Raw genomic sequence first — 16,837 nt, 5'->3', positions numbered from 1 at the left:
GCCCCGACCATCAAACGGGGAGAGGGCGCATGAGCCTCAAGGGAAAGACGATTTTCATCACGGGCGCATCGCGCGGTATCGGTCTGGCGATCGGTGAGCGCTGTGCCCGCGATGGCGCCAATATCGTGATCGCGGCCAAGTCCGACACGGTGGATCCGCGCCTCGAGGGGACGATCCACACGGCGGCCGCGGCCATTGAAAAGGCCGGTGGTCAGGCCCTCGCGGTCAAATGCGATATCCGCGACGAGGCCCAGGTCGAGGCGGCAGTCGCTGCGGCGGTTGACCGCTTTGGCGGGATCGACGCGGTCATCAACAATGCCTCCGCCATCTATCCGCGGCCGACCGCCGATGTGCCGATGAAGCGCTATGACCTGATGCACCAGGTCAATGGTCGCGGCACCTTCCTGACCACGCAGAAATGCCTGCCCTATCTGATGAAGGCCGAGAACCCGCACATCATTGCGCTCGCCCCGCCGCTCGACATGCGCGGCCTGTGGTTCGGGCCGCATGTCGCCTACACCTCGGCGAAATACCAGATGAGCCTGTGCATCCTCGGTTGGGGCGAGGAGTTCAAGGGCAGGATCGGCGCCAATGCGATCTGGCCACGTACCGCCGTGGCGACCGCCGCCATCTCCAATGTTCTTGCCAATGACGAGGCGATGAAGAATTGCCGCAAGCCGGAAATCCTCGCCGACACAGCCTACAAGGTCCTCAACAAGCCGGCCGCCGACTTCACCGGCAACTTCATTATTGATGACAGCTTCCTGTGGGAGGAGGGCGAGCGCGATCTCGACCAGTATTCCTACGATCCCTCGCTCGAGCTGCTACCGGATTTCTTCGTGCCGGAAGAGCCGGCCGCCCCTCCCGGCGTGAAGATCATGGACGTGTCGCTGGGCCATTAGGCCCGGTGGCCGGCATCCGGGCGCGCGCGCGCGTGCACCCTGGGTGCCGTTTCATGACGTGTCACAACTTAGGCGTTGCCTGAATCCGATTCACAGCTAGCATCTGCCCCGTCATACCGAGACGAGGGGGTGGGCATGAGGCGGACAGGATCGGCAAGCGGGTGGGTAAGTGTGCTCGTTATCGCCGGACTCGCGGTCGGCTTTGCCATTGCCTGGATCCAGAGCGGTGTGCTCTGAGCACGCGGAACGGCTTGTCGGGGCAGGTAGAATAGCGCCCGCCGAAGCCAGAATCCCGCTTGCGCTTTTTCACAAATCCCCAATATGGAGTCTGGAGCGTCGCACTCCGCGGTCGGCCTGTCTCGGGGTCCGCCGCTGATCCATCGCCAGCCGTCGACGCGGCCGGTCGGAGTGACAGATCCATGCTTCTCGTGGACACCTATCTTGCCCCCAGCCCGCTGGAAGGGCTGGGCGTTTTTGCGTCCGAATTCATCCCGGCGGGGACGCTGGTCTGGGTCCTCGACCCGGCGGTCGACCTCATCCTCACCGAAGCCCAGCTGGTCGAGCGCCCGCAAGTCTATCGCCAGTACATGCAGCGCTATGCCTATTTCGATCGCGGGCTGAACGGTTATCTGCTCGATGGCGACCATGCCCGCTTCCTCAATCATAGCGGCGAGCCGAACCTCGATTTTCGCGCCGATGGCAATGGCGAGGCCCGTCGGGACATCCATCCGGGCGAGGAAATCCTCTGCGACTACAGCCAGTTCATGGAAGACGTCGTGCTGCTGCCGACGCCGGTCCACCACAATGGCGCCGCGATGCCGGCCTGACGCGGCCGGGCCGGGCACACACGCGGGCTGGAAAGCGCGGCATGAAGGCTTCACATTGGAACCATGAAAACCACGATCCATGACAGTCCCTCCAGCCGCCTCCACGCGGTCCCGCCCGGTCACCCCGAACATGCCGGTCGCTATGAGGCGGTGCGTGAGGCGCTGCTTGGCCTGCCCGGCTGTGACTGGGTCGAGGCGCCTGCGGGCGGCATGCCGGATGTGGCGCGCTTTCACACCGCCGAACATGTTGACCGGGTGCTGAGCGCCTGTGCGGCGGCCCGGCCGGGAGACTGGGTGGGGCTTGATCCGGACACGCTGGTCTGTGACCGCTCGGCGGCCGCCGCGCTGGGCGCGGTCGGCGGTGCGGTGGCAGCTGTGGACCGGGTGGTGGCAGACGCCGGAGGCGCGGCCTTCGTCCTGGCGCGGCCGCCCGGACATCATGCCGAGCCGGACCGCGCGATGGGCTTCTGCCTGTTCAACACGATCGCCATTGCGGCTTTGCATGCGCTTGACGTGCACGACCTCGCAACCGTCGCCATTGTCGATATCGATGTCCATCACGGCAATGGCACGCAATGCCTGGCCGAGCAGGATGACCGTGTTTTCTTCGCCTCCCTGCACCAGGCACCGCTCTATCCGGGTACCGGAGGCGAGGGCGAGACCGGGCTCAACGGCAATGTGCTGAACTGCCCGATGCCGGGCGGTGTCACCGGCGCGCAATGGCGGGCGCGGTTCGAGACCCAGGTGATTCCCGCCCTTCAGCGCGTGCGTCCGGAACTGGTCCTCGTCTCGGCCGGATTTGATGCGCATGCGGATGATCCGGTGGGGGGCTGGGGCCTGCACAGCGACGACTATGCCTGGGCTGCGCGGCAACTGGCTGGCATTGCCCGTGAATTTAGCCAATCGCGGCTTGTTTCCGTGCTGGAGGGTGGCTACGACTGTCCGGCCCTGGGGCGATCGGCGGCGGCTTTTGTCGGCGCGCTGTCCGAGGCTTGATCGAATTTCTCTGCCAGGCTGCGACGGGGCGCGCCGGCTGATGCGCTTGCCCCCGCGCGTGACCGTGACACCGTATGACAGACATGAACACCGCCAAGCCCGCGCGGCCCGGCTATATCACCATTGCCCGACACGGCCAGCCGCTCGCCAATCGCGAGGCGATGATGGACTGGCGTGGCTATGAGGACTGGTGGGACAATACCTATCAGCCGGCGCCGCTGGTTGAGGGTCAGGTCGCGCCCGAGCCGTTGAAGGCACAGGCCGTCGACGCGCGGACCATCTTTGCCTCCACCCTGCGCCGCGCCATCGAGACCGCCCAGGCGGTCGCGCCAGGCCGCGAGCTGGTCATCGAGGACGATTTCGTCGAGGCCGAGCTGCCGCCGCCGCCCTGGCCGGGCCGTTTCATGGCCAAGACCTGGGGCGTGTTCGCGCGCTGCACCTGGTGGCTGGGCCAGTCGCGCGGCCGCGAAAGCCGCGTCGAGGCCGACGCGCGTGCCGCACGGGCGGTTGCCCGCCTGATCGCCGCGGCCGAGGACGGACCGGTGGTGTGCTGCGCCCATGGCTGGTTCAACCGCATGATGCGGCCGCACCTGAAAGCCGCCGGATGGGTCTGCGTCCGCGATGGTGGCGACAGCTACTGGTCCTGGCGCCGCTATGAGTATCGTGGCGACTGACGGACTGATTGCCGCGCCGCGACGGGCTTCCTATGCTGGCCCGAATTCCGGTTCAAACCGACAACGGAGAGACGTGATGAACGCTGAGCCCCATGCCGACATTGCGACCTTGAGCTTCGAGAAAGCGCTGGCCGAGCTGGAAGGCATTGTCCGCCAGCTGGAGTCCGGTGAAGTCGAACTCGAACGCTCGATCGAGATCTATGAGCGCGGCGCCGCGCTGCGGGCGCATTGTGACAGCAAGCTCAAGGCGGCCGAACTGAAGGTCGAGAAAATCGTGCGCGGTGAGGACGGTCAGCCGGCCACCGAGCCGGCCGGTTTCGACTAGCCATGCCGCAGGCGACCCCCGACACAGTCTCGATCGAGGACTTTCTCAAGCTCGACATCCGCATCGGAACCGTGGTCCGCGCCGAGCCCTTTCCGCAGGCGCGCAAGCCGGCCATCCGGCTCTGGATCGATTTCGGCGGCGAGCTCGGCGAGAAGAAGTCCTCGGCCCAGATCACGGCGCACTACTCGCCGGCCGCCCTGGTCGGCAAGCAGGTGTTGGCGGTAGTGAATTTTCCACCGCGCCAGATCGGGCCGATGCTGTCGGAAGTGCTGACTCTCGGCGTTTCTGATGGCAAGGGAGAGATCGTGCTGATGGCGCCGGACCAGTCCGTGCCCAACGGGTCGCGATTGCACTAGACAGAACAGGCAGACCCGTTCACCGGCAGACCCGGGCAGGCGGGACAGACAGGCAGGCTCGATGAAAGATTTCGAACAGCGTCTCAATGAGCATGCCGATCGGGTGACGGTCGCGCTTGATGCGCTTCTGCCACGCGCCGAAGGGCCTGAAGCCCACCTCAATTCGGCGATGCGCTATGCCGCCCTCGGGCCGGGCAAGCGTCTGAGGCCCTTTCTGGCCATCGAGGCGGGCAATCTGGTTCATGCCGACGAGCGCGGCGTGTTGCGCGCGGCCTGCGCGCTGGAATGCATCCACGCCTATTCCCTGATCCATGACGATCTGCCGTGCATGGATGATGATGACATGCGGCGCGGTCGTCCGACCGTCCACAAGGCCTATGACGAAGCCACCGCTGTTCTGGCCGGCGACGGCCTGCAGGCGATGGCCTATGAGATTATCGCCCATCCCGACACCCATCCCCGCGGGGGTGTGCGCGCGCGCCTGGTCGAGCGCCTGTCCAGGGCGTCCGGCCCGTATGGCATGGTCGGCGGGCAGATGATCGATATCCGTGCCGAGACCGAGCAGTTCGACATTTCTGTGGTCACCCGCATGCACCGCATGAAGACCGGCGCGCTGATCTCTTATGCGGTCGAGAGCGCGACCATCCTCAAGGAGGTCGATGACCCGGTGCGGCGGGCGCTTGAGGGGTTTGCCCATGATCTCGGCTTGGCCTATCAGATAACCGACGATCTTCTGGATGCGACGGGTGATGCCGGTGAGGCGGGCAAGGCGGTCGGCAAGGATGCCGGTCAAGGAAAAGCCACCTTCGTCACCATTCTGGGTATCGAAGGCGCGCAGGACCGTTCGCGGCACTTGGCCGCACAGGCCAAGGACCACCTTGAACCTTTCGGTGCACGCGCAGATGTTTTGAGAGACGCGGTCGACTTCATCCTCGCCCGGCGCTCGTGAAAGGCCGCATGTCCATGGCACCGAAAACCCCCATTCTCGACACCATCTCGTCCCCGGCCGATCTCAAGAATCTGCCGCTCGATCGGCTCAAGACGCTGGCCGACGAACTGCGGGCGGAGACGATTGATGCGGTGTCGGTGACCGGTGGCCATCTCGGGGCCGGCCTCGGCGTGGTCGAACTGACCACCGCCTTGCACCATGTCTTCGACACGCCGACCGATACGCTGATCTGGGATGTCGGCCACCAGTGCTACCCGCACAAGATCCTGACCGGTCGTCGCGACCGCATCCGCACCCTGCGCCAGCCTGGCGGCCTGTCCGGCTTCACCAAACGCTCGGAGAGCGCGTACGACCCGTTCGGCGCCGCCCACGCTTCGACTTCGATCTCGGCTGCGCTCGGCTTTGCCGTCGGCCGCGATCTCAAGGGCGAGCAGCGCAATGTGATTGCCGTCATCGGCGACGGCTCGATGTCGGCCGGCATGGCTTATGAGGCGATGAACAATGCCGGCCATATCGGCGGCCGCCTGATCGTCATCCTCAACGACAATGACATGTCCATCGCCCCGCCGGTCGGCGCGATGAGCCATTATTTCGCCCGCCTCGTCTCCTCGCAGGGCTATCGCTCGATCCGCAAGCTCGGCAAGGGCGTCGCCAAGGCGTTTCGGGTCGAGGAGGCGGCGCGCCGGGCCGAGGAATACATGCGCGGCATGGCGATGGGCGGCACGCTGTTCGAGGAGATGGGCTTTCGCTATGTCGGCCCGATTGATGGCCATGACCTCGACCAGCTTGTCCCGGTGCTGCGCAATGTGCGCGACGGTGACAGCGCCCCGGTCCTGATCCATGTGGTGACCCAGAAGGGCAAGGGCTATGCCCCCGCCGAAGCGGCCGACGACAAGTATCACGGCGTCGCCAAGTTCAATGTCATCACCGGCGAGCAGCAAAAATCCAAGGCGGCAGCCCCGTCCTACACCAAGGTTTTCGCGCAACAGCTGATCCGCGAGGCCGAGGCCGACAGCCGCGTCGTCGGCGTCACCGCCGCGATGCCGGGCGGCACCGGGCTCGACCTGTTCGGGGACCGTTTCCCGGACCGGATGTTTGATGTCGGTATTGCTGAGCAGCACGCCGTGACCTTCGCCGCCGGCCTCGCTGCCGACGGCATGAAGCCCTTTGCTGCGATCTACTCGACCTTCCTGCAGCGCGGCTATGACCAGGTCGTCCACGATGTGGCGATCCAGAAACTGCCCGTCCGCTTTGCCATCGACCGCGCCGGCCTTGTCGGTGCTGACGGGGCGACCCATGCCGGCAGTTTCGACATTGGCTATCTCGGCGCCCTGCCGGGCATGGTGCTGATGGCCGCCGCCGACGAGCTCGAACTTTCGCGCATGGTCAAGACCGCCGCCCTGATCGACGATGCCCCGTCCGCCTTCCGCTATCCGCGCGGCAATGGCACCGGCATCGCCATCCCGGACGTGATCGAGCCGCTGGAGATCGGCAAGGGCCGCATCGTCCGCGAGGGCTCGCGCATCGCCATCCTGTCGCTCGGCACCCGTCTCGAGGAAAGCCTCAAGGCCGCCGACGCGCTCGCCGCGCAGGGCTTCTCGACCACGGTCGCCGATGCCCGTTTCGCCAAGCCGCTGGACGAGGACCTCATCCTGCGCCTGGCGCGCGAGCATGAAGTCCTGATCACGGTGGAAGAGGGCGCCATGGGCGGCTTCGGCGCCTTCGTGCTGCACCTGCTGGCCGAGAAGGGCGCGCTCGACCGTGGCCTGCGCATCCGCACCCTGACCCTGCCGGATGTCTTCCAGGACCAGGAATCCCCCTTCGACATGTATGACACCGCCGGCCTCAACGCCCGCCACATCGCCGCCAAGGCGCTGGAAGCCATGGGCAAGGACGATGCCGCGGCCGAGCGCGTGGCGGCGGCGCTGATCGCGGGTTAGGGGCGGGCCCCATCAACCGGCCCCAGTCCGGACGGGTCATTTTCACGGGCCGGGTTATCCGATGGGAGAGCCGGGCTGAATGGTGCCTGTCGTGGTTTTTATAAGAGTTGCTACGGCGCCAGCTGCTCGGTATTCACAAAAATATGGATGCGCAGACCCCAGAATCTGAAAAGCGGCAAGGCACGCTTCGATTTTACGCTTCGATCGAATTGAAACGGGCCCTGCCAATCGCGTTCTTCGCGATAGTCACATTTGCACTGCTCTATGCGGCGATACAGAATTCTGGCGAAAGCTCATTGGCGTTGCTGTTTGCGTCTACTGTGGTTCTGGGCGGTGGCGTGTGGCTTGAATGGCGCCGAGGATGGCCGAGATCATGGCATGGCCCCGCCTGTGAGTTGAGCGCGTCGGGTATCACGTTCTGGCCAGGCAGGTCGCGTCGACAATTCCTGCCTTGGGATGACCTCGATCAAGTCGTCTTAGATATGTCTGACAATTCTCTGATATTTCATACGAAAAAACATCAGATATACGACCGGAGCTACTTGCTGTTCTTGAAACGACCTCCCTACGTGGCCGGCGGCCTGAAATCGTCCTGCGGAGAATATCTGGAGAATGTCCTTGATCGGTATTGGGATGGGGAAAACGGAACGGCTCTCAGGCCAGCTTGAGACGTCCGAGAAGCCGCGCAAAACCGTGACTGACACAGTAATCAGCGTGTCCTGGACAGCGCCCGCGGTGCTCACCCCACCATATTCCCCTTGCCGAGATCGCGCCGTATCCGGGTCTTCAGGTCAAGGGCGGCAAAGCCGCCGCTTCGCGGTTTCACCCTCGCGCTCAAAAACCCGATACGGCGAACTCCCGTCAAGGAGTTGATGGCAGGGTGTGCGCCGGGCGCCTTGTTTCCAAGATATTGATCCGCACCCCTACCGTCATCCCCCGGTGACCGCGAGGCGGGCATCCGGGGGACCTCAGCCAGCCAGCTGGCAGGTGAGCTGAGGTCCCCCGGACAAGCCGTGGGATGACGGAGGTTGGGAAGCATCGGGAGATAACAGGACGGGGTTTGTCATCCCGGCGCTCCACCTGCGCGACCGTCTGGCCCACCACGCAGGCCCCGCTAAACTGTCCCCCTATCCAACCCCGCCCCGGACCCCGCCCATGCGCGCCGATCTCTATCTCGTTGAACACGGTCATTTCGACACCCGCGCGCGGGCCCAGGCGGCGATCGCGGCGGGGAAGGTGTCGGCGAACGGGGTCAAGCTGACCAAGCCGTCTCAGAAGATTGCGGACGGGGCCGAAATTGTCGCCGAGGCCGCGCATCCCTGGGTGTCGCGGGCGGCGCTCAAGCTGGTGGCCGGGCTGGACGGGTTCGGGGTGGATCCGGCGGATCGGGTCTGCCTCGATGTCGGGTCCTCGACCGGCGGGTTCACCGAGGTGCTGTTGTCGCGCGGGGCGCGGCATGTCTATGCGGTGGATGTCGGGCGGGGGCAGTTGCACCCCTCGCTTCAGGCCGACCGGCGGGTCACGTCCCTGGAGGCGACCGATGCCAGGTCATTGGCGGCGGAGCTGTTTTCCGAGCCGCCCTCGCTGGTGGTCTGCGATGCCAGCTTCATTTCCTTGCTGAAAGTGATCGCCCGGCCCCTGGCTTTGGCGGCGCCGACGGCGGATTTGATCGCGCTCATCAAACCCCAGTTCGAGGTCGGCAAGGCCTTGATCGGCAAGGGGGGTCTGGTGAAAAGCGAAAAGGCGCGTGACGACGCGGTCGCGACCGTGCGAGCGGCTCTGGACGGGCTGGAAGGCTTTTCGGTACGCACGGTCATGGACAGTCCAATCGAAGGGGGCGACGGCAATCGGGAATACCTTATTGCCGCCGCCCGCCCTGACCAAGGCTGAAAGCCGGTCTGGCCTGTGATTACTGACCGTATGTGTCGGCCGGACGCCAGATGCCGTCGGACCCCTGACACATGTAGACCTGGTCGGTGACGGCCTGCCCGTAGGCATCCATCCGCCGCGTCTGCGACCAGTGGCAGGCGCCGGTTGCGCTGTTCACGTTGTAGGAGGACGCGTTGTAGGACGAGGCGTCATAGGACGAGGCGTCATAGGACGAGGTGTTGTAGGTCCGCGCCGGCTCGGCCCGCTGCGGGCCGCCGAGCAGCTCGCCGGACGATCCATAGTCGTAACCGTTGGCGTAGGCGTCGTCATAATAGGCGTCATTGCTGCCATACCCGTCCCGGGACGGGTTGTCATAATAGCCGTCCTCATAGCCGCCACCGGCGTAGCCGCTGTCCTGGTAATAGCCGTTCGGCTTGCCCGGATAGGCATTTCGCGGCGCCTGGCGCGTGCGGTTGCAATCATCGCCGCCGGCAATCCCGGCACCGATCAGGGCACCGACACCGGCGCCGGCAATCGTGCCGACTTCCTCGGCATTGCCGCGATCGCGGTGCTGGTAGCGGGCGCCCCGCCCGCGACCCCAGCGGTCATGACCGCCGCGGCCGCCACGACCGTAATGGCTGTCCCGGCTGTGACGGTTGTTATTGCTGTCATCGGCGAGTTCATTGCCGATCACCGCGCCGAGAATGCCGCCGATCAGGGCGCCGGCGACCTGACGGCCCTGGCGGTCGGATTCGCAATCCTGCGCATTGCGGTAGTTCTGGGCTTCGGCAAGGGACGGCAGAGTGAGACTCAGGGCCGTCGCGGCAAGAAGCGTTGGGGTCAGCAGTTTCATCTCTACCTCCAATTCGGATCTGTCCGGCCAATCATCGCCGGTGTTGATCCCGTTCTAGCGTCTCGTCGATGAGCCGGGGATGAACAGTTCCATGAACATCACGCAAGAAAAAGGCCGACCTGTGATGGTCGGCCTTTCTCCGATGCGCACCCACGAACACGGGCGCGCGGATCCCCGGCCTGCGCCTACTGGTAGGACGCGACCTGCCAGTCACCATAGGGGTCGCGGCACATGCGCACGCGGTCGTAATTGTACGTCCCGTCCGGCATGTAGATTTCCGCATCACCCCAGCGACACTCGACGCCGGCATTGTAGTAGGTCTCGCGGATGATCACCGTGCCGCGGACGCCGGAATAGGGGTTGCCCCAGTAATAGGGCTGACCGTATTCGAAGGCGTAATTCATCGCGTACTGATACTGGGCGCGATCACAATCATCGAAACGGTCGATGCTGTTGCCGAGCACGGCGCCGAAGCCTGCGCCGAGCAGGATGCCGGCACCGACACTGTCATCGCTGGCCGCGTAACCGCCGATCAGGGCGCCCAGCAGGGCGCCGACCACGGCGCCGTCACCATTGCTGTTATAGCGGCAGATGCCGTCATAATAGGCGAACTGGCGGTTGGAATAGCCATGGTCGTAATAGCGGGTGTCATAGCGCCAGCGGCTCGACGGACCCCAGCGGCCATAATAGCGGGCATTCGACCAGCCATGGTTCAGATGCCGGATCCAGCGCCGGTTGGACTCGTGGCGGCGCTGGTCATGATAGAAATTATGGCGACGCCCGGCATAGTCCCAGCGGCGCGGATTATGACCGGCGAAAGGCCGGTCGGAGCGCCAGGGACGATGGGCACCGGGACGATTGGGGCGGTTCGGACGTGTGTCCGGACGATAGCCACCCGGTCCTCGTGCATCCGGCCGACGGTCGCCGGGGCGACGATAATCGGGGCGACGGCCCGGATTGCCGACATCAGGCCGGCGACCACCCGGGCGGGTATCGGGACGGCGCGGCCGGTCAGGACGCGTATCGGGGCGACGGCCGGGATTGCCGACATCAGGGCCACGCCCACCCGGGCGGCTGTCTGGACGGCGTGGCCGGTCAGGACGCGTATCCGGTCGACGGCCGGGATTGCCGACATCGGGACCACGTCCACCCGGGCGGGTATCGGGACGGCGCGGCCGGTCAGGACGCGTATCCGGGCGACGGCCGGGATTGCCGGTTTGCGGACCGCGTCCGCCGCCGGGGCGGGTATCAGGGCCGCGTCCGCCGGGGCGGGTATCAGGACGGGGGCCGCGGTCGGGACCGGGCTGCGATGTCGGTCGTGTCGCCGGGCCGGAGTCGCGGCGCGGCCGGTCTACCCGGGCTTCGCGTTGCGGACGGTTTGGCGTGGCGTCGCTGCGGCGTTCGCGATCCGGGCCACGGCGGGCGCCGCGTCCGGTCTCATTGCCACCGTCGCGTTGATACTCATCGCCGCCACCGCGCCTTTGGGCATCGGCCGGGGCCAGTGTCATCAGGGCGGGAACCAGGATGAGCGACGCGAGCGAGGCGCCAAGCCATTTGCGCTTGAGCTGCTTCATACGGGTATCCTCCATGGGGTATCGCCGGACAGACCCGGCCAATCTGCCCCGACCGTAGAGATTCGCGTATGAGCCGAAGATGAACGCGGGGTTCACCTTTGTGGTGAGGCGCGATCCGGACGCTGATCAGTAGGCGGATTGGCCGGCGTGCCGCAGCTTCTGGTCAGCCAGAACCAGCGCGGCCATGGCTTCGCCGACCGGGACGGCGCGGATGCCGACGCAGGGATCGTGGCGCCCCCGGGTCTCGATCACGGTCTCCTCGAAATCGCGATCCAGCGTGCGGCGCTCGACCATGATCGAGGAGGTCGGCTTGATGGCGAAGCGGATGGTCAGGTCCTGGCCGGTCGATATCCCGCCCAGCACGCCGCCATTATGGTTGGACAGGAAGACCGGGCCATCCTCGCCCATGCGCATCTCGTCGGCGGCATCCTCGCCGCGCATTGCCGCCGAGGCGAAGCCGGCGCCGATCTCGACGCCCTTCACGGCATTGATGGTCATCATGGCGGCGGCGAGCTCGCTGTCGAGCTTGGCGTAGACCGGGGCGCCCCAGCCGGCCGGAACACCGGAAACGACGACCTCGATGATGGCGCCGGTCGAGGAGCCGGCGCGGCGCAGGGCGTCCATGTCGGCCTCCCAAAGCGCTGCCGTTTCCGCGTCCGGACAGAAGAAGGGGTTGTCGTGCACCGCGTCCCAGTCCCAGCGCGAGCGGTCGATGGCGCGTTCGCCCATCTGGACCATGGCGGCGCGGATCGAGATGCCGTCGCCGAGCACCTTGCGGGCAATACCGCCGGCCGCGACCCGCATCGCGGTTTCGCGGGCCGAGGAGCGTCCGCCGCCGCGATAATCGCGGATGCCGTACTTCATGTCATAGGTGTAGTCGGCATGGCCCGGCCGCCACTTGTCGCGGATGGCGCCATAATCCTTCGAGCGCTGGTCGACATTCTCGATGATGAGGCTGATCGGCGTACCGGTGGTCACCGGCCCGTCGGTGCGGTCATCCTCGAAGGTGCCGGAGAGAATGCGGACCTGGTCGGGCTCCTGGCGCGGCGTGACATGGCGCGAGGTGCCGGGACGGCGCAGGTCGAGGAAGGGCTGGAGGTCGGCCTCGCTCAGCGGAATGCCGGCCGGGCAGCCATCGACGACGGCGCCGATCGAAGGGCCATGACTTTCGCCCCAGGTGGTGACCCGGAAGAGGTGTCCGAAGGTGTTGTGAGACATGGTGTATCCGCCTGCTATGCGGGCAGATTAGACACAGCTTGCCGTCACGTCACGCCGCCGACTGCGCTTTGCGGATCCAGCGGGCGAGGCGGGCATTGACCGACGGGCGCGAGAATTCGTGCATGAAGGCATCAAGATCGGCGGCGTCGGGGAAATCGGGTTGCGGCGTGTCCGTCATCCCTGCGCCAATGCGCAGCCGGATGGTAACCTGTATGCCGGGCTCGCCGATTGCGGGCAGGCTGGTGCCGTCGCGGGTGCCGGCTGGAATGCGCACGAGCACCGGCTTGTCGCCATGGCGCAGCGTCCGGGTCAGTCCGCGAGCCGCCTGATCGGTCGTGATCTCGATCTCGAGACAGACTGGCGCATGAGCGCGGATGAAATCCATTGCCGCGACGATGCGGGCGAGTTCCGACAGGGTCGCCTGGGTCGGGGGGGTGACATCGGGGTGCAGCCGCTTCACGCGGCCCCGGAAGGCCGCGCGCGCAGCCTCGATGCCGTCCGGCGGGGCGAGGCCCAGCACGGCATAAGCGGCATCCATACTCTCAACACGCGATGTCATCCGCCTGTTCTAGCGCGAGAAGATTCCTGAAAGGTTGACGCCGGTTTCGATCGGCGTACCTAGGCGCTCACACTCAGGGAGTACGCCGATGTCCGACGACAAACTCATTCCGCCCAGCCCCGACGCCGAGGCCTATGCCAAAACCACGGACGCCAATGCGGCGGAGATCTTTGATCGCGAGGACCCGTTTGCCCTGTTTGCCGAGTGGCTGACCGAGGCGAAGAAGTCGGAGCCCAACGACCCGAACGCCATGGCGCTGGCCACGGCGGACGCCTCCGGCCTGCCCGATGTCCGCATGGTGCTCCTGAAGGACCTCGATCAGACGGGGTTCGTCTTCTACACCAATCTGGAGAGCGGCAAGGGCGGCCAGCTGGCGCAGAATGCCCAGGCCGCGCTGTGTTTCCACTGGAAGTCGCTGCGTCGCCAGATCCGGGTGCGGGGCCAGGTCGAGGCGGTCAGCGAGGCCGAGGCCGACGCCTATTTCGCCTCCCGCGCCCGCGACAGCCGGATCGGCGCCTGGGCCTCCAAACAGTCGCGCCCGCTGGAAAGCAAGTTCGCGCTGGAAAAGGCCGTCGCTCGCGAGGCCGCCCGTTTCGGTCTCGGCGAAGTCCCGCGTCCGCCGCACTGGTCGGGCTTTCGCATTCGCCCGCTGAAAATGGAATTCTGGCGTGATCGGCCCTTCCGTCTTCATGATAGAATGTTTTTTGACAGGCCGGATTTGGGGTCGACTTGGACGGTGAGCCGGTTATACCCCTGACGCTGACGCCTGAGGGGGCTGATGTGGACCGTCTGATTGCAATATTGCGCCTGATCATCCAGCCGCTGGGGTGGATCACAGCCCTGTTGGCGCTGGTCACACCGGTCTGGTTCCTCATTGCCGCGCTCGGCACAAAGCTGGGATTCTGGGACTGGCCCTTCGGTCTGGTCCGGATGACACTCGATATCGGTCCCAAGCTGATCCTCGCCTGCCTGATCGCCGGTGGCAGCATGGCCATCCTGCTGATCCTCTACCGCGTCATCGCCAAGCGGTCCTTCGGCGTTGTGAGTGTGCCGATCATGGCCCTGCTGGTTGCTGCCGGCGGCTATGGCGGGCGCTATGTCTATGACGGGCTCGCCGCCAGCCGTCCGGTGATTTTCGATATCACAACCGATGCCGAGGACCCGCCGCACTTCACGCCCGCCTACGCTGCCCGGCGTGGCGCTGCCGAGCGCTCGCTGGACTTCGACCCGACCGGCATGGCGGCCCAGGCCGAGGCCTATCCCGATATCACCAGCCTGGTCGTTGAACGCGACGCCCGCCAGGTCTTCCGTGACGCGCTGCACTATGCCCGCGAACAGGGCTGGCGCATCGGCACGGCCTCGGACTCCGCCGGCATGTTCGAAGCCGGGGCGGAAAGCCTGATGTTCGGTTTCCGCGATGACATTGCGGTGCGGGTGATGGCGCTCGAGGATGGCCGGTCCCAGGTCGACATCCGCTCGCTCGCCCGCCAGCCGGTTCACGATCTTGGCCGCAATGCGCGCCGCGTCGAGCGCTTTCTGGCGGCGATGAGCGGCGAGGCCGAAGACTAACGGGGGCGGCGAACAGGGGCGACGAATGGGGACCGGGACAATTGGCGTGACGCGTTAATTGTCACTGTCTCCATTTTGCCCAGGCTCAGACCGTTTCTGCGAGGCGGAATGTCGCGTTCAGATCAATCTGGTCGAGCGCGGTGTCGCTGGCGACCTTGCCCAGTTCGATGAGGTGGATCACGTGCGCCAGGGCGCTGTGAGCGGCGGCCGGGTGGAGGCGTTTGTCGACATCGGCATACATCACAGCGACCATGTCGCGGATTGTCTCATGACCGTCGGCGAGGCAGGCGAGGATCTGGTCCTCGCGGGCGAGGCGGTGGTCGATATAGGCCTGGATAAAGGGGCTCGGGCTCTCGACAGCGGGGCCGTGGGTCGGCCAGAGGCGGGTGAAGTCCCGGTCGCGCATCCGCGCCAGCTGGAAAAGATAGTCACCCATATGCCCGTCCGGCGGGCTGATAACGCTGGTCGACCAGCCCATGACATGGTCGCCGGAGAAGAGCGTGTTCTCCTCGATCAGCGCGTAGCAGACATGGTTGGAGGTGTGCCCGGGCGTGTGCAGCGCCTGGAGTGTCCAGCCCGCGCCGGGGAAGATTTCCTCATCCTCGATCTGGACGTCCGGCTGGAAGCCGACATCATCGCCGGCTTCGAGACGGACTTCTCCGCCGGCCGGCGCAATCTGCGGCGGACCGAAGCCATAGACCCTGGCGCCATGCTTCTCGGCCAGCGGGTGGGCGAGGGGCGAATGGTCGAGATGGTGGTGGGTGACGAAGACATGGCTGACCGTCTCGCCCTCAAGCGCCGTGTCGATCGCCGCGATATGAGCCGGGTCGACCGGGCCGGGATCGATCACCGCCACCGAGCCGTGGCCGATGATGTAGACACCGGTCCCGGTGAAGGTGAAAGGCCCGGGATTGGGCGCAATGACGCGCCGGATCAGCGGGGAGAGCGTGTCGCAACGCCCGTATTCGAAGTCGAACTCACGTACAAAGGGGATAGACGTCATGATGGGTTCTTGGCCGGTTCCGGTTTCGGGTGGCCGAGGAATTCGAGGAATGCCGCGGCCAGCAGTCTGGTGACTTTGATCTTGTCATCCAACTCCATGGCGACCGGCGGACCCATATCAGTTTTGTTCACATCGACGACATAAAGCCGGCCATCCTCGCGATTGCGCAGCACATCAAGGCCACCCCAGTCGAGCCCCATGGCGCGGGTGAAGGCGGCCAGCTGGGCCTTTTCCTCGGCGCTGAAGACGTCGTCGGTTTCGGCGCACTCGACCTCGTCATTGGAGTTGGAAAAGCGGGTGTTGATCTTGCGGCGCTTGCGGATCACCAGCGGGATATGACCATCCATGGTCGGACAGCGCAGGTCCTCGACCATGTCGCCCGGCACGGTATTGTCGATCACGCGCTGATAGACGCGGCCGGGCCGGATCGCGTCGAGCGGGCCCTGGACGACGCGGCCGTCATGGGCGCCATTGAGCTCGGACTTCTCCACCATCGGACCGGTCCAGGTCGTCGGGTCGACGGCCAGCGAGTAGCCAAAGGATTGCTCGAACACCGCAGCGACGTGACTTTTCTCGATGCTCTGGCAGTCACGATTGATGACGCGGGCATCGGGCGGGACATTGCAGGGCTGGCAGGTGGTCGAGTCGTCGAACACGAAAACGGCGTCGGCCTCGCCCGGGTGCGGCGCGATGCGCGCGCCGGCCGCGTGCAGCACGGACCAGATCAGATACCAGGGACGCGGCCGGTCCGGTGCGAACCAGATCTTCGGGCCGGCCCGGAACGCCGACTTGATCCGCCAGCCTTCAACCACGAAATAGAAGGGGAACCAGGACAGGACTTCGCCAATCAGTCCCAGCTTGAGCGGAAGACGGGCGCCCGTCTTCTTGACGGTTACAATGCCGTCCTGGAACTCGAAATCTCGCCACCACAGCGCACTGTGCATGGATTGGCCTTTCTCAGTCGCGACCGTCCGTATAACAGGCATTGCCGTATCCTGGGCGTTCGCCGGACACTTGCAATTCACTCCGGATCACCGGCGGCGCGTTTTTTGCGTGATCGGCTGTGTCGTCTTGATCACGGGAGGGGAATGTGAACGCCGGTCGATTTCTAGGCAAGCGCATCTTGCGGCTGGGCTGGCTCATCCTGGCGCTGATGATGATCCAGTTTTTTGTCAGTGAGGCGACACCCAAGCCTACACTGTCCCGGACAGCCCCGTTACCCC

17 protein-coding genes are annotated in these 16,837 nt (G+C 65.5%); 11 read left to right on the top strand and 6 right to left on the bottom strand.

The genetic code is table 11. The features are described 5' to 3' along the window. The first annotated feature begins 29 nt into the window (after positions 1 to 29). The 9 genes from AAA969_RS09025 (at position 30) to AAA969_RS08985 (ending at position 8,859) form a co-directional block, all read left to right on the top strand. Positions 30 to 902, top strand: coding sequence for an SDR family oxidoreductase (locus AAA969_RS09025; RefSeq protein WP_338245695.1), 873 nt, complete (start codon positions 30 to 32; stop codon positions 900 to 902). 419 nt (positions 903 to 1,321) lie between these two features. Next, entirely contained in the window at positions 1,322 to 1,729 is a 408-nt protein-coding gene (locus tag AAA969_RS09020) for an SET domain-containing protein (RefSeq protein ID WP_338245694.1), read from the top strand. A gap of 63 nt (positions 1,730 to 1,792) precedes the next feature. Beyond that, positions 1,793 to 2,725: a histone deacetylase family protein gene (locus tag AAA969_RS09015; RefSeq protein ID WP_338245693.1), complete on the top strand. Its 933-nt coding sequence runs from the start codon at positions 1,793 to 1,795 to the stop codon at positions 2,723 to 2,725. A 74-nt stretch (positions 2,726 to 2,799) separates the two neighbouring features. Next, positions 2,800 to 3,399: a histidine phosphatase family protein gene (locus AAA969_RS09010; RefSeq protein WP_338245692.1), complete on the top strand. Its 600-nt coding sequence runs from the start codon at positions 2,800 to 2,802 to the stop codon at positions 3,397 to 3,399. A gap of 76 nt (positions 3,400 to 3,475) precedes the next feature. Beyond that, positions 3,476 to 3,724: an exodeoxyribonuclease VII small subunit gene (locus tag AAA969_RS09005; RefSeq protein WP_338245691.1), complete on the top strand. Its 249-nt coding sequence runs from the start codon at positions 3,476 to 3,478 to the stop codon at positions 3,722 to 3,724. A gap of 2 nt (positions 3,725 to 3,726) precedes the next feature. Continuing rightward, positions 3,727 to 4,080 carry a tRNA-binding protein gene (locus AAA969_RS09000; RefSeq protein ID WP_338245690.1) on the top strand — a complete coding sequence of 118 codons (354 nt, stop codon included), beginning with the start codon at positions 3,727 to 3,729 and terminating at the stop codon, positions 4,078 to 4,080. Between the two features lie 61 nt (positions 4,081 to 4,141). Further along, complete coding sequence (locus AAA969_RS08995) at positions 4,142 to 5,029, top strand: polyprenyl synthetase family protein (protein WP_338245689.1); 888 nt, start codon at positions 4,142 to 4,144, stop codon at positions 5,027 to 5,029. Positions 5,030 to 5,043: 14 nt separating this feature from the next. Then, positions 5,044 to 6,969 carry a 1-deoxy-D-xylulose-5-phosphate synthase gene (dxs, locus tag AAA969_RS08990; protein ID WP_338245688.1) on the top strand — a complete coding sequence of 642 codons (1,926 nt, stop codon included), beginning with the start codon at positions 5,044 to 5,046 and terminating at the stop codon, positions 6,967 to 6,969. Positions 6,970 to 8,124: 1,155 nt separating this feature from the next. Beyond that, positions 8,125 to 8,859, top strand: coding sequence for a TlyA family RNA methyltransferase (locus AAA969_RS08985; RefSeq protein WP_338245687.1), 735 nt, complete (start codon positions 8,125 to 8,127; stop codon positions 8,857 to 8,859). Positions 8,860 to 8,878: 19 nt separating this feature from the next. Here AAA969_RS08985 and AAA969_RS08980 read toward each other — a convergent pair whose 3' ends face one another. The 4 genes from AAA969_RS08980 to AAA969_RS08965 all read right to left on the bottom strand — a co-directional run bounded on the left by AAA969_RS08980 (position 8,879) and on the right by AAA969_RS08965 (position 13,042). Further along, on the bottom strand, positions 8,879 to 9,691 hold the full coding sequence (locus tag AAA969_RS08980; RefSeq protein WP_338245686.1) for a hypothetical protein: 813 nt from the start codon (positions 9,689 to 9,691) through the stop codon (positions 8,879 to 8,881). 185 nt (positions 9,692 to 9,876) lie between these two features. Further along, the gene (locus AAA969_RS08975; protein ID WP_338245685.1) at positions 9,877 to 11,265 is read right to left on the bottom strand and encodes a glycine zipper domain-containing protein; all 1,389 of its coding nucleotides are present in this window, start codon (positions 11,263 to 11,265) and stop codon (positions 9,877 to 9,879) included. 126 nt (positions 11,266 to 11,391) lie between these two features. Further along, a complete protein-coding gene (gene aroC / locus AAA969_RS08970; protein ID WP_338245684.1) occupies positions 11,392 to 12,483 on the bottom strand; it encodes a chorismate synthase in 1,092 nt (363 codons plus the stop codon). A 49-nt stretch (positions 12,484 to 12,532) separates the two neighbouring features. After that, a complete protein-coding gene (locus AAA969_RS08965; protein ID WP_338245683.1) occupies positions 12,533 to 13,042 on the bottom strand; it encodes a hypothetical protein in 510 nt (169 codons plus the stop codon). A gap of 88 nt (positions 13,043 to 13,130) precedes the next feature. Here AAA969_RS08965 and pdxH point away from each other — a divergent pair, with 88 nt between their 5' ends. Continuing rightward, the gene (gene pdxH, locus AAA969_RS08960; protein WP_338245682.1) at positions 13,131 to 13,799 is read left to right on the top strand and encodes a pyridoxamine 5'-phosphate oxidase; all 669 of its coding nucleotides are present in this window, start codon (positions 13,131 to 13,133) and stop codon (positions 13,797 to 13,799) included. A gap of 23 nt (positions 13,800 to 13,822) precedes the next feature. Then, positions 13,823 to 14,611, top strand: coding sequence for a DUF1499 domain-containing protein (locus tag AAA969_RS08955; RefSeq protein ID WP_338245681.1), 789 nt, complete (start codon positions 13,823 to 13,825; stop codon positions 14,609 to 14,611). An 85-nt stretch (positions 14,612 to 14,696) separates the two neighbouring features. On the opposite strand, the gene AAA969_RS08950 is transcribed toward AAA969_RS08955, so the two are convergent. Next, positions 14,697 to 15,614, bottom strand: a complete 918-nt coding sequence (locus AAA969_RS08950) for an MBL fold metallo-hydrolase (protein ID WP_338245680.1) — start codon at positions 15,612 to 15,614, stop codon at positions 14,697 to 14,699. Then, positions 15,611 to 16,558 carry a hypothetical protein gene (locus AAA969_RS08945; protein WP_338245679.1) on the bottom strand — a complete coding sequence of 316 codons (948 nt, stop codon included), beginning with the start codon at positions 16,556 to 16,558 and terminating at the stop codon, positions 15,611 to 15,613. The genes AAA969_RS08950 and AAA969_RS08945 overlap by 4 nt, the downstream gene beginning before the upstream one ends. Positions 16,559 to 16,837: the final 279 nt, after the last annotated feature.

The organism is Maricaulis maris (assembly GCF_036322705.1).
Classification (GTDB): domain Bacteria; phylum Pseudomonadota; class Alphaproteobacteria; order Caulobacterales; family Maricaulaceae; genus Maricaulis; species Maricaulis maris_B.
Note: the sequence above shows the minus strand (reverse complement) of the source record. Positions and strands in the feature narration are given on the sequence as shown.

Coding starts and splice junctions, on each gene's coding strand:
- AAA969_RS09025 (WP_338245695.1), top strand. CDS start 30: ATGAGCCTCAAGGGAAAGACGATTTTCATCACGGGCGCATCGCGCGGT.
- AAA969_RS09020 (WP_338245694.1), top strand. CDS start 1,322: ATGCTTCTCGTGGACACCTATCTTGCCCCCAGCCCGCTGGAAGGGCTG.
- AAA969_RS09015 (WP_338245693.1), top strand. CDS start 1,793: ATGAAAACCACGATCCATGACAGTCCCTCCAGCCGCCTCCACGCGGTC.
- AAA969_RS09010 (WP_338245692.1), top strand. CDS start 2,800: ATGACAGACATGAACACCGCCAAGCCCGCGCGGCCCGGCTATATCACC.
- AAA969_RS09005 (WP_338245691.1), top strand. CDS start 3,476: ATGAACGCTGAGCCCCATGCCGACATTGCGACCTTGAGCTTCGAGAAA.
- AAA969_RS09000 (WP_338245690.1), top strand. CDS start 3,727: ATGCCGCAGGCGACCCCCGACACAGTCTCGATCGAGGACTTTCTCAAG.
- AAA969_RS08995 (WP_338245689.1), top strand. CDS start 4,142: ATGAAAGATTTCGAACAGCGTCTCAATGAGCATGCCGATCGGGTGACG.
- dxs (WP_338245688.1), top strand. CDS start 5,044: ATGGCACCGAAAACCCCCATTCTCGACACCATCTCGTCCCCGGCCGAT.
- AAA969_RS08985 (WP_338245687.1), top strand. CDS start 8,125: ATGCGCGCCGATCTCTATCTCGTTGAACACGGTCATTTCGACACCCGC.
- AAA969_RS08980 (WP_338245686.1), bottom strand. CDS start 9,691: ATGAAACTGCTGACCCCAACGCTTCTTGCCGCGACGGCCCTGAGTCTC.
- AAA969_RS08975 (WP_338245685.1), bottom strand. CDS start 11,265: ATGAAGCAGCTCAAGCGCAAATGGCTTGGCGCCTCGCTCGCGTCGCTC.
- aroC (WP_338245684.1), bottom strand. CDS start 12,483: ATGTCTCACAACACCTTCGGACACCTCTTCCGGGTCACCACCTGGGGC.
- AAA969_RS08965 (WP_338245683.1), bottom strand. CDS start 13,042: ATGACATCGCGTGTTGAGAGTATGGATGCCGCTTATGCCGTGCTGGGC.
- pdxH (WP_338245682.1), top strand. CDS start 13,131: ATGTCCGACGACAAACTCATTCCGCCCAGCCCCGACGCCGAGGCCTAT.
- AAA969_RS08950 (WP_338245680.1), bottom strand. CDS start 15,614: ATGACGTCTATCCCCTTTGTACGTGAGTTCGACTTCGAATACGGGCGT.
- AAA969_RS08945 (WP_338245679.1), bottom strand. CDS start 16,558: ATGCACAGTGCGCTGTGGTGGCGAGATTTCGAGTTCCAGGACGGCATT.